We start from the raw sequence: 15,526 nt of genomic DNA, 5'->3' as shown, positions 1-15,526 counted from the left end.
CATGAGTCATAAAGTTATACATGCACTATATAATGATGATGATGTGTTAATGGATGCTGTAAAAGCGACCCGTAAAGCACACCACCATATCGAAGAAGTCTATACTCCATTCCCGGTTCACGGTTTAGATAAAGCAATGGGTTTAGCACCTACAAGAATTGCTATTGCAGCATTCTTATATGGATGTACAGGTTTATCATTTGCTACTTGGTTATTAAATAATATCATGATTAATGATTGGCCTCAAGATATTGGAGGTAAACCAAGTTTTGCATTTTATCAAAATATGCCCGCTTTTGTGCCGGTAATGTTTGAAGAAACTGTATTTTTTGCCGCTCACTTAATGGTAATTACTTTTTATATGAGAAGTAAGCTATGGCCGTTTAAAGAAGCTGAAAATCCAGATGTACGTACAACAGACGACCATTTTTTAATGGAGGTAGCTGTTAATAATAATGAAGACGAATTAACTTCTTTCTTACAAAGCACGGGTGCTGTGGAAGTGAAAGTGGTAGAAAAGCATTAATAGATTATGAGAAGAGTAGTATATTCCTTAACAGCAATAATGGGGTTATCTTCATTACTGTTTTCATGTAAAAGTGATGATAAGCCAAACTATCAGTTTTTTCCAAATATGTATGAGTCAGTGGCTTATGAGACTTATTCTGAATCAAATGCTTTCAAAAATGGTAAAGAAGGACAATTACCTGCTCAAGGTTCTATCAAGAGAGGTTTTGTTCCTTATGAATTACCTAATACTCCAGCTGGATATGAAGCATCAAAAGCAATGAAATCTCCTTTAGATTCTTCTGCTGTAAACATGGAGAAAGGTAAAGAATTATTTGATATTTACTGTATTTCTTGTCATGGTGAAAAAGGAGATGGTAAAGGTAAATTAGTTCAAAGAGAAAAGTTCTTAGGAGTACCTAGTTATAAAGATCGTGCAATTACTGTAGGTAGTGTTTTTCACGTAGAAACGTATGGTTTAAATGCAATGGGTTCACATGCTAATCAATTAAATAAAAAAGAAAGATGGCAAGTGGCTGAGTACGTAATGAAACTTAAGTCTGAATTAAAATAATAAAATACGCGATTAAGTTATGTATACATTTTCAAGCAAATTAAGAACCTTATCATTTGTTCTAATGGCACTTGGTCTCTTAGGAATAGGGTATGGTTTTTTCAATGCGCCTAAGACTACTGAGGACGTAGAAAAAATATTAGCAGCTGATGCACATGGTGAACACCATGTTGCACCAGCACATGCTGACGCTAAGCATGAAATGACTTCTGAACATAAAGAAGAAACTCATGCAGATAAAACAGTTGCAACTGATTCTGCTGTAGCTACTATGGAAGAATTAGATACTATAGCTGCGGCTAAAGGTGTAAAAGCAACAATGCACACAGAGGCAGCTTCTCACGAAGAAGTAAAACATCAAGAAAAAGCTGTAGAAGGTACTGAAGCAGTTTTACACGATGATCACAAAGAACATATTGAACATGTGTTTCATCAATTGCAAAATAAACCATGGGCAGCATTGTATGTGGGAGCATTATTTGTATTCTTGATCTCGCTGGGCGTATTAGCATTTTATGCTATTCAATGGGCAGCTCAAGTAGGTTGGTCTCCAGCTTTATTTAGAATAATGGAAGCAATTACATCTTATATCGCACCTGGTGGTATAATAGTATTTGTAATTTTAGTATTGGCAGGAGTTCATATCAATCATTTATTTATATGGATGGATCCAGAAGTAGTAGCTCATGATCATTTGATTCAAGGGAAATCAGGATACTTAAATGTACCATTTTTCTTAATAAGAGCAGCTATATTTTTAGGAGGATGGATTTTTTATCGTTATTACACTCGTAAAAATTCGCTAACTTTAGATGAAACAAAAGATTTATCTTACTATAAAAAGAATTTTAAAGCATCTGCGGCATTCTTAGCATTTTTCTTAGTTTCTGAGTCTATGATGTCTTGGGATTGGATTATGTCAGTAGATCCACATTGGTTCTCTACCTTATTTGGATGGTATGTATTTGCCTCTTTCTTTGTAAGTGGTATTACTGTGATTGCTTTAATTACTTTATATTTAAAAACAAACGGATATTTAGAGTTTATCAATAATAGCCATTTTCATGATTTAGCTAAATTTATGTTTGGTGTTTCTGTATTTTGGACTTATTTATGGTTTTCACAGTTCATGTTAATGTGGTATTCTAATATTCCAGAAGAGGTGACTTATTTTAAATTTAGAATTGAAAACTACAATTTACCATTCTTTGGTATGGTTGTTATGAACTTTATTTTTCCATTGTTAATTTTAATTAATTCTGATTTTAAACGAGTACCTTGGATAATAACTATGGCTGGTGTTGTAATCTTATGTGGTCACTATTTAGATTTCCATAATATGATTTTTCCTGCAACTGTAGGTGATCAATGGTTTATCGGTGCAGCAGAAATCGGATCGGTAGCTTTCTTTGCAGGTTTATTTATTTACGTTGTATTTACTGCTTTAACTAAAGCTCCTTTATTAGCAAAAGGTAACCCTTATATCGAAGAAAGTAAACATTTTCATTATTAATAATTAAACAAGAAAACAGATGACAACTTTGTTGGTTCTAACAGTTTTAGTCTTATTATCGATTGCTATATGGCAAATGACTAAAATTTTCGACTTGACTCAAGTGGGTAGAAAGGATGATGATTCACAAATTGCTACCGATAATGATAATAAAGTTCATGGATATTTAATGATTGGTTTTCTTGGATTCCTTTACATTTTTATGATCTATGGATTGTTAAAATGGGGACATTTAGCTTTAGGTACGCCAGCATCTGAACATGGACCTGATTATGATCATTTAATGAGTATTTCATTAGGGATTATATTTTTAGTGCAAGCAATTACACAAGTATTATTACATTATTTTGCCTTCAAATACAGAGGTGAAGAAGGTAGAAAAGCTTTGTATTATGCAGATAATGACAAATTAGAGTTTATTTGGACCATTATTCCTGTAATAACTTTAGCAGGTTTGATCCTTTACGGTCTTTATACGTGGACAAATATCATGTTTGTTGATGAGAATGAAGATGTAATAGTTGTGGAGTTATATGCTAAACAATTTAGTTGGGAGGCTCGTTATGCAGGTAAGGATAATGTGTTAGGTAAAGCAAATGTACGTTTAATTGAAGGAGTTAATACTTTAGGAGTTGATTTAAATGATCCTAATTCACAAGATGATATTGCGGTTCAAGAATTACATATTCCTAAAGGTAAAAAAGTATTATTCAAATTACGTTCACAAGATATTATTCACTCTGCCTATATGCCTCATTTTAGAGCGCAAATGAACTGTGTTCCAGGGATGGTAACTGAATTTGCTTTTACTCCTACTATGACAACAGATGAAATGCGTCAAGATCCTGCAATTGTAGAAAAAGTAGCTGAAATTAATAAAATAAGAGCAAAGAAAAGTGCTGAATTGTTAGCGCAAGGAAAAACAGCTTTAGATCCTTATACTTTTGATTATTTAGTTTTATGTAACAAGATTTGTGGAGCATCTCACTATAATATGCAGATGAAAATAGTGGTGGATACACCAGATCAATTTCAATCATGGTTAAAAGATAAAGGTACTATCGTTAAAGCTGTGAAAGAAGAGCAAGCTGCAAAAGCGGCTGAAGTTGCGGGTGCTAAAAAAGAAGTAGAAGCTCCTAAAAAGGCGGATACTACAGTTGTAGCTGAAGTAGCTGATTCAACAGCTGTTAAAAAATAATATAACCTAATCAAGAAATTTAAATAGAAATATATGGCAGCAGCACATGAACACGATCACGCACACGATCACGATCACGCACACCACCATAAAGATACGTTCATTACTAAATATATTTTTAGTATAGATCATAAGATGATTGCTAAACAATACCTTATTACGGGTATTATAATGGGAATCATTGGGGTAGTAATGTCTTTATTATTCCGTATGCAGATTGCATGGCCTGAAGAGTCTTTTGGGATTTTCAAAATGCTTTTAGGTGAAAAAATGGCTCCAGGAGGGGTAATGCGTAACGATATTTATTTAGCGTTAGTTACAATACATGGTACTATTATGGTATTCTTTGTATTGACAGCTGGATTAAGTGGTACTTTTAGTAATTTACTTATTCCATTACAAATTGGAGCTAGAGATATGGCTTCAGGATTTATGAACATGGTTTCTTATTGGTTGTTTTTCCTGTCTGCTGTAATAATGATTTGTTCTTTATTTGTTGAGTCAGGACCAGCATCTGCGGGTTGGACAATTTATCCGCCATTATCCGCTTTACCACAAGCTATTCCAGGCTCAGGTACAGGTATGACGTTATGGTTAGTTTCTATGGCTATATTTATTGCTTCCTCTTTAATGGGATCTTTGAACTACGTGGTTACAGTTATTAATTTAAGAACTAAAGGGATGTCTATGACTCGTTTACCATTAACAGTTTGGGCTTTCTTTATTACGGCAATTATTGGTATTGTTTCTTTCCCTGTATTGTTATCAGCAGCTTTAATGTTAATAATGGATAGAAGCTTAGGTACTTCTTTCTTCTTATCGGATATATTTATTTCGGGAGAAGTGTTACATTATCAAGGAGGATCACCTGTATTATTTGAGCATTTATTTTGGTTCTTAGGACACCCAGAGGTATACATCGTATTATTACCAGCTTTAGGAATCACTTCAGAAATTATTGCTACCAATGCTCGTAAACCAATTTTTGGTTACCGTGCTATGATTGCTTCAATGTTGGCTATTGCATTCTTATCAACTATTGTTTGGGGACACCACATGTTCTTGTCAGGAATGAATCCTTTTTTAGGATCAGTATTTACCTTTACAACATTGTTGATTGCAATTCCTTCTGCTGTAAAAGCCTTCAACTATATAACTACATTATGGAAAGGTAATTTACAAATGAATCCAGGAATGTTATTTTCTATAGGTTTAGTTTCTACGTTTATTTCAGGAGGTTTGACAGGTATTATCTTAGGTGACTCAACTTTAGATATTAATGTTCATGATACATACTTTGTGGTTGCTCACTTTCACTTAGTAATGGGTATTTCTGCATTATATGGATTCTTTGCTGGTGTTTACCATTGGTTTCCAAGAATGTTTGGTAGAATGATGAATAAAACTTTAGGATATATTCACTTCTGGATTACAGCTGTTTGCGCTTACGGTGTTTTCTATCCGATGCACTTTATTGGTATGGCTGGTTTACCTCGTCGTTATTATACAAATTCTAACTTCCCGTTATTTGATGACTTGGCAGATGTAAATGTATTGATTACTGCTTTTGCATTAATAGGTGCAGCTTTTCAATTAATATTTATGTGGAATTTCTTCTATAGTATTTTCTTTGGTAAAAAAGCAGAACAAAATCCATGGAAATCAAACACATTAGAATGGACCGCTCCAGTAGAGCATGTTCATGGAAATTGGCCAGGTGAATTACCAACTGTACATCGTTGGGCTTATGATTATTCTAAACCAGGACATGAGGATGATTTTGTGCCTCAAACTGTTCCAATGAAAGAAGGAGAACAAGAATTACATCACGCTTAATTATAAAAACTTTCTTTTAAATGCCTCTCAATTGAGAGGCATTTTTTTTATTTTTATCCTTTCCTTTATAATTGGTTTTAAAATTATTTTAGTATTTATGAAACACTTCTTTTTACTTGTCTTTTTTGTTTCGTTTTGTAGCTTTTCTCAAAATTCTCCCGAAATAAAAGTATTAGATTCCTTATATAGAGAGGATCAATTCTATTTAGGAATTACTTATAATATACTTAATAATAGACCGCAAGGAGTTTCTCAAAATTCAACTTCAGGAAGTATTTTTTTGGGTGCTTTAAGAGATATACCTATTAATAAACTAAGAACTTTTGCTTTGGCTCCAGGAATAGGTTTTACGTATTCTAATTTTAAACAAAACTTACTTATTAAAAATATTGGACTTACTATTGATTATTCAATTATTCCCAAAGATGAAATATATGATAAAAATCGTTTTTCGCTCGTAACACTTGATATTCCGTTAGAACTTCGTTGGCGTAACTCTACTCCTCAAAGTCATCGTTTTTGGAGAATTTATGGAGGAATAAAAGCAAGTTATGTACTCTATAATCAGTCTCAGTTTATTAATTCTAAATATGAGTACAAAGTGGTAAATAACCCTGATTTTAATAAATTTCTTTATTCTGTTTATCTTACAGCAGGATATAATAGTGGTAATTTTTATGTGTCGTATGGTTTAAATGATTTTTTTAAGAAATCTCTTTTTACTGAAAGTTCTCAAAAAATTCGTTCATTAAATTTGGGTCTAATGTTTTATATTTTGTAAGAATTAATCCTTTTGATACATATTATTAGTACTGTTGAAAAATATTTCATTGAAACATAAATATAACAAATTGTGGAATAGCTCCAATGATAGAGCCTAATACTAATTCTGATATAGAATGAGCTTTCATGATCCATCTAGATAAAGCAACACAACTGCTAAGTACCATGAGAATAACAAATAGTATCATATAGTGAATTAAATCTAAATTTGTATAATTAAGAATTATCCATGAACTTGTACCTAACATACTAATCATGTGGAGACTAATTTTTTTATTTATTAAAACAAAATAAAAAGCTATAATAGTACTAACACTACTGGCCCAAAAATAATCTGATAATTTTAAGTAATTATTGGGACTTGTTAGAGTAAGTATGATAATAAGATATAAAATTAATTGAAGAATAAGAGGAATCTTCCGCTCTTGTACATTACGGATCATACTATCTTCTATTTTTTTAGTTTGTATTAAAAAATAATATACAATTATAGGTATAAATAAGGTAATGAAAAATGCTTTATAGATATAATGTATACAATTGTTTAAAATTTTATTAATAAAAAATATGTAAAATAGGATGTTATAAAAGGAAATAAATAAAGGATGGAAAATATAAGAGAAAAACGGAAATATCAGATTCATTTTGTCAAAAGATAAAAAATAAAGAGTTAAATATAAAAGTAAATTAAAAATTAAACGATATAAAACTCTTTATTTTTTAAAATTACTATTGTTTTTCTGCATAGCAAAAGGTCAAGATAAAATATTAATTCTAAAGTTTAAATACTAATAAAGTGTAGATTTTTATTTAATTCATATTTTATATTAGACTAGAAGGAGATAGCATAATATTATGATGATTTATTAGTTTAAAAAGAATAAAAATTAGAACCTTTTTATTTTTATTCTTTTTAAACTAATATTTATTTTTTGTTTCTAGCTTTTTTTTTTATTTATTTGTACTGATGAGATTGTTATATATTATATTATCTATTTATTTCCTGGTATTGTCGGGGCTACCTTGCTTGGATATGATAGAACATGATATATCTATGGCTAAAGACCTTCAATCTGATCAGCACAGTAAAAATCACTCTCATAAAGAAGATGATGATTTATGTTCCCCTTTTTGTGTATGTAATTGTTGTGGTATTCAAGTATTAGTTTACCAATCAATTATTTCATACGATTTAGAGACTTTTTCTATCATAAAAACTGAAAATAAAGAATCACTCTACAAGTCCGTTTTTTATACTAATTTTTATAATAATATTTGGCAACCACCTAAAATAGGATAATAAGTTTTATTGCAATGCGTAGTTTTAACTATGCAAATTTTTTTAATAGCAAATAATCTATTTGCTTATTATCAACTTATTATATTATTTTCAATGTTAGATAAAATCATACAATTCAGTATAAAAAATAAGTTTTTTATACTGCTTTTTACTATTATACTATTAGCTTGGGGAAGCTATTCAGTAAAACAACTACCTCTTGATGCTTTACCAGACGTAACGAACAATCAGGTACAAATTATTACTACTGCACCTACTCTTGCGAGTCAAGAAGTAGAACAATTGATTACATATCCATTAGAACAGTCTGTAAAGACAATTCCAAAAATAGTAGAATTACGTAGTATTTCGCGATTTGGATTGTCTGTTGTGACAGTTGTTTTCAAAGATGATGTAGATATTTATTGGGCTCGTGAACAGATTTTTCAACGTTTAAAAGAAGCACAAGAAAACATTCCAGATTATGCGGGTTCTCCTAGTTTAGCTCCTATTTCTACAGGACTTGGTGAAATTTATCAATATGATGTATATGCTAAAAAAGGATATGAAGATAAATATGATGCTATACAATTAAGAACAATTCAAGATTGGATAATTATACCACAATTACAAGGTATAGAAGGTGTAGCTGAAGTAAGTACTTGGGGAGGTAAACTAAAACAATATGAAATAGCAGTTAATCCTAATACCCTTAACAGTTTGGGGGTTACTATTTCAGAAATTTTTCAAGCCCTTGAAAAAAATAACCAAAATACAGGAGGTGCTTATATAGAAAAAGACCAATACGCATATTTTATTCGCGGGGTGGGAATGGCTACAGGTATTCAAGATTTACAAAATGTAGTAGTTAAAAATCGTAATGGAGCGCCTGTTTTAATTCGTGATGTAGCGACTGTTCGAGAAGGTATTGCATTACGTTATGGAGCTTCTACTAAAGATGGAAAAGGAGAAATCGTGAGCGGATTAGCACTCATGCTTAAAGGAGAAAACTCAAGTGCAGTAGTTAATCGTGTGAAAGAAAAAATGAAGCAAATTAACAAAACACTCCCTGAAGGAGTAATAGCGGAAGCCTTTATAGATAGAGGTAAATTAGTAGATAATGCTGTTGGAACAATTACAAAGAATTTAATAGAAGGAGCACTTATTGTAATTTTTGTATTAATACTATTTTTAGGAAATTTAAGAGCAGGACTTATTGTAGCATCTGTAATACCTTTATCTATGTTATTTGCCGTAATTCTTATGAATTATTTCGGAATAAGCGGTAATTTAATGAGTTTAGGAGCAATAGACTTTGGAATTATTGTAGATGGAGCGGTAATTATTGTAGAAGCTACAATGCATCATTTACTCCTTGTGAAAAGGAAAGAACCTCTTACTCAATCAGAAATGGATGAAGAAGTATATCAGTCTGCTTCAAAAATTAGAAGCAGTGCTGCTTTTGGCGAGATAATTATCTTAATAGTCTATTTACCAATCCTTGCTTTGGTAGGCACTGAGGGAAAAATGTTTAGACCAATGGCTATGACTGTTGGATTTGCCATTATAGGAGCATTTACATTATCACTTACATACGTACCCATGATGTCAGCATTATTTTTATCAAAAAATACAGAACATAAAGAAAATTTTAGCGATAAGATGATGCAATGGTTAGAAAAAAAATATACCCCTATATTAGAAAAAGCATTAGCTTTTAAAAAAATAATTTTAGGTATAGCTGTCGGAATATTTTCTTTAGCATTACTGATTTTTCAAAACATGGGAGGAGAATTTATACCTACCATTGAAGAAGGAGATTTAGCTATAAACGCTACTATTATGACAGGAAGTTCCTTATCTCAAACAATAGAAACTACTACAAAATACGAACAAATATTGAAAGCTAAATTTCCCGAAATTAAAACTATTGTAACAAAAATAGGAAGTGGTGAAATTCCAACAGATCCAATGCCTATTGAAAGTGGAGATTTAATCATTGTATTAAAAGATAAAAGTGAATGGGTAACCGCCGATAATTGGGAAGATTTGGCCAATATGATGAAAGAAGAAATGGAAGCCATTCCAGGAGCTAATATTGAAATTTCTCAACCAATTCAAATGCGCTTTAATGAATTAATGACAGGAAGTCGAAGTGATATAGCGATTAAAATTTTTGGTGATGATCTAGAAGTATTAGATGTTAAAGCAAAAGAATTAATCTCCAAAATAAACACAATAGAAGGTATTGGTGATTTAAAAGCAGAAAAAGTCAGCGGTTTACCACAAATAACGATAAAATATGATTATAACAAAATTGCATTATATGGTTTGAATATAACAGATATTAATAAAATTGTACGTTCCTCTTTTGCTGGTGAAAGCGCAGGTAAAATCTACGAAAATAGCAAACGTTTTGATGTTGTAGTTCGACTTGATAAAAACTTTAGGACTGATATAACAGATGTAAATAATTTATTTATTCCATTGAATAGCGGACAACAAGTACCTCTATCACAAGTGGCATCAATAACCTACGAACAAGGTCCAGTACAAGTTTCCAGAGAAAATGGAAAAAGAAGAATAACCGTTGGATTAAATGTTCGAGGACGTGATATAAAAAGTGTAGTAGAAGAAATTCAGTTAAAATTAGATAAGAATTTTAAACTCCCACCAGGTTATTTTATAACGTACGGTGGACAATTTGAAAATTTAGTGGAAGCAAACAAACGATTATCAGTAGCATTACCTATAGCACTTGCTTTAATTATGGTATTGTTGTATTTTACATTTAATAGTATTAAACAATCTTTGTTGATTTTTACAGCCATTCCTCTTTCAGCTATAGGAGGCGTTTTTGCTCTTTGGTTACGAGGAATGCCTTTTAGTATTTCTGCTGGAATTGGTTTCATAGCATTATTTGGCATAGCTGTTTTAAATGGAATAGTACTTATATCATATTTCAATCAACTTAAAAAAGAAGGAATTACGGATCCTGTTAAACGTGTATATCTAGGTACTAAAACAAGGTTACGTCCTGTACTAATGACCGCAGCAGTAGCTTCATTAGGGTTTATGCCAATGGCTCTTTCTACTAGTGGAGGAGCAGAAGTACAAAAACCTTTGGCAACTGTAGTTATTGGAGGTCTAATATCAGCCACTTTATTAACCCTAATCGTTTTGCCTATTCTTTATTTAATATTCGAAAAAGGAATTAGCCATCGTAAAAAAGGAAACACTTCCTTTATTCCTATTATCTTATTGTTCTTTAGTACCCTAAGTTTTGCACAAAATGTAAAAAACATCACACTACAAGAAGCAATTGAGTTAGCCAAAAAAAATAATAACGAATTAAAAATTGCAGATAAAGAAATTGAAAAACAAAAAAGCTTAAGAAAAGCCGCTTTCCAGCCAGATCCTTTACAAGTTCAGTACCAAGGAGGTCAATTTAATGCGAAAGAATTTGACCACAATATAACAATTCAACAGTATTTCCCTATTGGAGGTATTACTAAAGCAAATAAAGAATTACAAGATGAACTGGCCAAATTAGCCGAAAAGAAGAAAGCAATTACAGAATATGAATTAGAAAAAGCAGTAACACTCACTTTTTATCAATATTTATATGGAGTTGCTACTCAAAAATTAAATGAAGACCTAAATATCATCTATGCTAATTTTTTAAAGAACTCAGAACTTAGACACAAAACGGGTGAAACAGGAAGTATAGAAGTTATCAGTGCTAAAGCCAAAGTAAAAGAAATTGAAACTCAAAAAAAACAAATCATTCATGATTTATCAATCTATCAAAAACAATTACAATTTTTTTTACAAACAGAAGAAATTATTGTACCGAATGCTATGATTCCTTTAGAATATAAAATAACATCAATAAATAAAAATAAAGCAGAAAACCTAGTCGTAGATTTTTATAAACAACAAATTTCCGTAAATCAAAAAGAAACGGCTATTTATAAAGCTTTAAGAATACCTAAAATAGGGATCGGATATTTTTTTCAGACTATTCAATTACAATCACCCTTCCAAGGTTTTACTGTAGGGTTGCAAATCCCTTTATTTGGAAATGTAAACCATTCAAAAATAAAAGCTTCCGAAATTAATGCTGCTCAAACAGCATTATTACTAAATAAAAATAAATTAGTAGTTCAGCTGCAAAATCAAGAATTACTAGAATCTTACGAAAAATATAAAAAAAACTTAGAATATTATCAAAACGAAGGTTTGCAATACGCAGAGCAAATCATTGTGTCAGCACAAAAAAGCTATGCTAATGGAGACTTAAGTTACTGGTCTTATATTAATTTTTTAAATCAAGCAATTGATATTAAAAAACAAAACATAGAAGTAACAAATGCGTATAATCAAAGTGCAATTGCTCTACAATATCCATCAATCCCTAATAACTAATAGATACTAAAATGAATCATATAAAATCACAATTAAAAAAAATTGTATTACTTAATGCCTTAATCTTAATTCTTTTTTCCTCTTGTAATGAAAAGAAAAAAGAAGAAGCTGATGAAACAAAATCCGAAAATGAAATAGCATTAACTAAAACACAATATAAAACGATTGGTATTGAAACAGGTAAAATAGAAAGCAAAAACTTAAACAGTGCTATAAAAGCAAGTGGTTATACAACTGTGCCCCCACAAAACAGAGCCAACGTATCCACCTTGATAAATGGAGTGGTAAAAGATATTTATGTTTTAGAAGGTACTTATGTAACAAAAGGAAAAATTCTCGGAACTATTCAAAACTTAGAAGTAACTAAAATTCAAGAAGATTATCAAACAGCTATAGCAAATATTGAATATTTACAATTAGAATATAATCGCCAAAAAACATTAACAGAAGAAGATGTAAACCCAAAAAAAACTTTTCAAGAAGTAAAATCAAAATTAGCTATTGAAAATGCCAGAGCACAAGTCGCAAAAAACAAGCTACAAGCTTTAAATATAAGTTTAAAGGGAACGACTTCGTTAATCCCTATTTTAGCTCCTATTAGCGGATATGTAGGTAAGATAAATATTACAAAAGGATCGTTTGCAGATACAGGATTAGCTCTGTTTGAAGTTGTTAATAACAGCGAAATGCACCTAGATCTAAATGTGTATGAAAAAGATCTAGATAAAATTGCAATAGGTCAAGAAATTGATTTTATTCTAACAAATCAATCCAATAAAATTATTAAAGGTAAAATATTTGGTATTAACAAATCTTTTTCTAACGAAAGTAAAACGGTTGCTGTACATGCTAAAATTAATTCTAATGATAGCAAAGATCTGATTACTGGAATGTATGTTACTGCAAATATTAACGTAACAAATCAAACCGTTTTAGCCTTACCAAAAGACGCAATAGTTAAAAATGGAGAAAAATATTATATATATATTCAAGAAGATTCTCATAAAGACAGTACAAAAGAAATACATGGAAATGAAAAAGAAGAAGAAAATGAAATTCATTTTAAAGCATTAGAAATTCTTCCCGGTACAACTGACTTAGGATATACTGAAATAAAACTAATTGAACCTGTACCTAATAATGCTAAAATTGTTACAAAAGGAGCATTTTATTTACTATCGCAATCTAAAGGAGGAGGAAAACACGAACATTAAAACCTGTTAAAATGAAAAATCAAGATATTCATAACCCAAATCCGAAAAAAGATCAACATTCCGATAAAAAATCGGGATGTTGTACTACAAAAACAGCACATTCAAATCATGAAGGACATCATCATAATGATAATAGTAGTCCTCTTAAAATGTTTTTTTTTCCTCTAGTTTCCTTTGTTTTACTAATAATAGCAATATGCTTAGAAAATTATATCCCTCAATCATGGTTTTCTGGTTGGGTAAGAATAAGTTGGTACATATTGGCCTATTTGCCTGTAGGAATTCCTGTTTTGAAAGAAGCTTTTCAAAGTAGTATTAAAGGAGATATTTTTTCAGAATTCTTATTAATGTCCATCGCTACAATAGGCGCATTTGCTATAAAAGAATTTCCAGAAGGAGTGGCTGTTATGCTCTTTTATGCGGTAGGAGAAGTATTTCAAACCTTAGCAGTTACTAGAGCTCAATTAAATATAAAATTACTATTAGATCAAAGACCTGACGAAGTAACCATTGTTGAAAACAATATTTTTAAAACAATAAAAGCCTCTCAAGCAAAAATAGGAAATATTATACAATTAAAACCAGGTGAAAAATTAGGTTTAGATGGTGAACTTCTTTCTGAAAAAGCAACTTTTAATACAGCAGCTCTTACTGGCGAAAGCAAACCTGATACAAAAATAAAAGGACAAACCGTTTTAGCTGGAATGATAAATCTAAACACAGTAGTACAAATTAAAGTAACCACAGATTACAAAGATAGTAAATTGTCTAAAATACTTGAATTAATACAAAATGCTACCGAACAAAAAGCACCAACCGAATTATTTATTAGAAAATTTGCTAAAATTTATACTCCAATTGTTGTCGTTCTAGCCATTTTAATTTGTATTATTCCAATTAGTTTTGTTTCTAATTATGTATTTAATGATTGGTTATATAGAGCGTTAGTGTTTTTAGTAATTTCATGTCCTTGCGCTTTAGTTATAAGTATTCCTCTAGGATATTTTGGAGGAATTGGAGCTGCCTCTAAAAATGGAATTTTATTTAAAGGAAGTAATTTTTTGGATACTATAGCTAATATTCAAAATGTGGTAATGGATAAAACAGGAACCATGACAGAAGGGGTTTTTAAAGTGCAAGAAGTATCTTTTAATTCTAAATTCAATAAAAATGAAATTTTAGAAATGGTAAATGCGCTCGAAAGCCAAAGTACACACCCTGTCGCGTCCGCTATTCAACAGTTTGTGGGCAATCCTAATCCTTCTTCTGTTGAGTTAAAAAATGTAGAAGAAATAGCAGGGCATGGTTTGAGAGCATTTGTAAATGAAAAAGAATTATTAGTGGGGAATTTCAAATTAATGGATAGATTTAATATTCAATACGATATAAATCCAGAAAGTATTGTTTATACCCTAATTGCAGTAGCTTATGACAAACATTTTGTAGGTTATCTTACAATAGCTGATGTTATAAAAAAAGATGCGCAAGTCACAATTAATAAATTGAAATCACTCGGTGTAAGAACCACAATGCTTAGTGGGGATAAGAGTACAGTAGTAAAATTCGTAGCCTCTGAATTAAATATTGATCAATCATTTGGCGATTTATTGCCAGAAGATAAAGTAAATAAAGTAAAAGAAATTATAGCTCAAAAAGAAACCGTTGCCTTTGTGGGAGATGGGGTAAATGATGCTCCTGTCATTGCTTTAAGTGATATAGGAATTGCTATGGGAGGTTTAGGAAGTGATGCAACTATAGAAACAGCAGATGTCGTTATTCAAGATGATATGCCAAGTAAAATTCCAATGGCAATAGAAATAGGTAAACAAACCAAAAAAATTGTTTGGCAAAATATTACTTTAGCTTTTTTAGTAAAAGCTATTGTTTTAATTCTTGGAGCAGGAGGAATAGCTACCATGTGGGAAGCCGTTTTTGCAGATGTAGGAGTTGCTTTATTAGCTATTTTAAATGCAATTAGAATTCAACAAATGAAATTTAGAGTATAAAAAACATTCAAATTATTGGTGAAATAATGTAATACCATTTAAACTTTGAAATTTCCTCATAATACTATTTTTTTAACCTTGAGACTATTCAAAAAGTTCGCAATCTTGTCGACCAAAGGAAGAAATTACATAATGTTGATTATGAGACTCTTCCTTCGTCGGAGTGACAAACCGCATGTTGATCCAGG

At 30.9% G+C, this 15,526-nt stretch carries 10 protein-coding genes; all 10 read left to right on the top strand.

Features of this window, described 5'->3' with window-relative positions; all coding sequences use genetic code 11:
• Position 1 precedes the first annotated feature (1 nt).
• Entirely contained in the window at positions 2–526 is a 525-nt protein-coding gene (locus tag ACUXZJ_RS01650) for a DUF3341 domain-containing protein (RefSeq protein WP_060381573.1), read from the top strand.
• Positions 527–532: 6 nt separating this feature from the next.
• Complete coding sequence (locus tag ACUXZJ_RS01645; RefSeq protein ID WP_060381574.1) at positions 533–1,081, top strand: c-type cytochrome; 549 nt, start codon at positions 533–535, stop codon at positions 1,079–1,081.
• A 19-nt stretch (positions 1,082–1,100) separates the two neighbouring features.
• Complete coding sequence (locus tag ACUXZJ_RS01640; RefSeq protein WP_060381575.1) at positions 1,101–2,594, top strand: hypothetical protein; 1,494 nt, start codon at positions 1,101–1,103, stop codon at positions 2,592–2,594.
• A gap of 19 nt (positions 2,595–2,613) precedes the next feature.
• Complete coding sequence (locus tag ACUXZJ_RS01635) at positions 2,614–3,792, top strand: cytochrome c oxidase subunit II (RefSeq protein ID WP_063743272.1); 1,179 nt, start codon at positions 2,614–2,616, stop codon at positions 3,790–3,792.
• Positions 3,793–3,825: 33 nt separating this feature from the next.
• Complete coding sequence (locus ACUXZJ_RS01630; protein ID WP_060381577.1) at positions 3,826–5,628, top strand: cytochrome c oxidase subunit I; 1,803 nt, start codon at positions 3,826–3,828, stop codon at positions 5,626–5,628.
• 97 nt (positions 5,629–5,725) lie between these two features.
• Positions 5,726–6,409 (top strand): porin family protein, encoded by a 684-nt coding sequence (locus tag ACUXZJ_RS01625; RefSeq protein WP_063743270.1) that lies wholly within the window; start codon positions 5,726–5,728, stop codon positions 6,407–6,409.
• Between the two features lie 969 nt (positions 6,410–7,378).
• Positions 7,379–7,711, top strand: a complete 333-nt coding sequence (locus ACUXZJ_RS01620) for a DUF6660 family protein (RefSeq protein WP_063743268.1) — start codon at positions 7,379–7,381, stop codon at positions 7,709–7,711.
• Positions 7,712–7,804: 93 nt separating this feature from the next.
• Complete coding sequence (locus ACUXZJ_RS01615) at positions 7,805–12,118, top strand: CusA/CzcA family heavy metal efflux RND transporter (RefSeq protein WP_060383794.1); 4,314 nt, start codon at positions 7,805–7,807, stop codon at positions 12,116–12,118.
• Positions 12,119–12,129: 11 nt separating this feature from the next.
• The gene (locus tag ACUXZJ_RS01610; RefSeq protein ID WP_063743267.1) at positions 12,130–13,332 is read left to right on the top strand and encodes an efflux RND transporter periplasmic adaptor subunit; all 1,203 of its coding nucleotides are present in this window, start codon (positions 12,130–12,132) and stop codon (positions 13,330–13,332) included.
• Positions 13,333–13,343: 11 nt separating this feature from the next.
• Positions 13,344–15,338 (top strand): heavy metal translocating P-type ATPase, encoded by a 1,995-nt coding sequence (locus ACUXZJ_RS01605; protein ID WP_060381582.1) that lies wholly within the window; start codon positions 13,344–13,346, stop codon positions 15,336–15,338.
• Positions 15,339–15,526: the final 188 nt, after the last annotated feature.

Source organism: Flavobacterium sp. TN-1 (genome assembly GCF_052828645.1).
The sequence above is the reverse complement of the archived record's forward strand: the minus strand, read 5'-3'. Positions and strand labels throughout refer to the sequence as shown.

Excerpts from the sequence above, each read along its gene's own strand:
- ACUXZJ_RS01650 (WP_060381573.1), top strand. The coding sequence starts at position 2 with ATGAGTCATAAAGTTATACATGCACTATATAATGATGATGATGTGTTA.
- ACUXZJ_RS01645 (WP_060381574.1), top strand. The coding sequence starts at position 533 with ATGAGAAGAGTAGTATATTCCTTAACAGCAATAATGGGGTTATCTTCA.
- ACUXZJ_RS01640 (WP_060381575.1), top strand. The coding sequence starts at position 1,101 with ATGTATACATTTTCAAGCAAATTAAGAACCTTATCATTTGTTCTAATG.
- ACUXZJ_RS01635 (WP_063743272.1), top strand. The coding sequence starts at position 2,614 with ATGACAACTTTGTTGGTTCTAACAGTTTTAGTCTTATTATCGATTGCT.
- ACUXZJ_RS01630 (WP_060381577.1), top strand. The coding sequence starts at position 3,826 with ATGGCAGCAGCACATGAACACGATCACGCACACGATCACGATCACGCA.
- ACUXZJ_RS01625 (WP_063743270.1), top strand. The coding sequence starts at position 5,726 with ATGAAACACTTCTTTTTACTTGTCTTTTTTGTTTCGTTTTGTAGCTTT.
- ACUXZJ_RS01620 (WP_063743268.1), top strand. The coding sequence starts at position 7,379 with ATGAGATTGTTATATATTATATTATCTATTTATTTCCTGGTATTGTCG.
- ACUXZJ_RS01615 (WP_060383794.1), top strand. The coding sequence starts at position 7,805 with ATGTTAGATAAAATCATACAATTCAGTATAAAAAATAAGTTTTTTATA.
- ACUXZJ_RS01610 (WP_063743267.1), top strand. The coding sequence starts at position 12,130 with ATGAATCATATAAAATCACAATTAAAAAAAATTGTATTACTTAATGCC.
- ACUXZJ_RS01605 (WP_060381582.1), top strand. The coding sequence starts at position 13,344 with ATGAAAAATCAAGATATTCATAACCCAAATCCGAAAAAAGATCAACAT.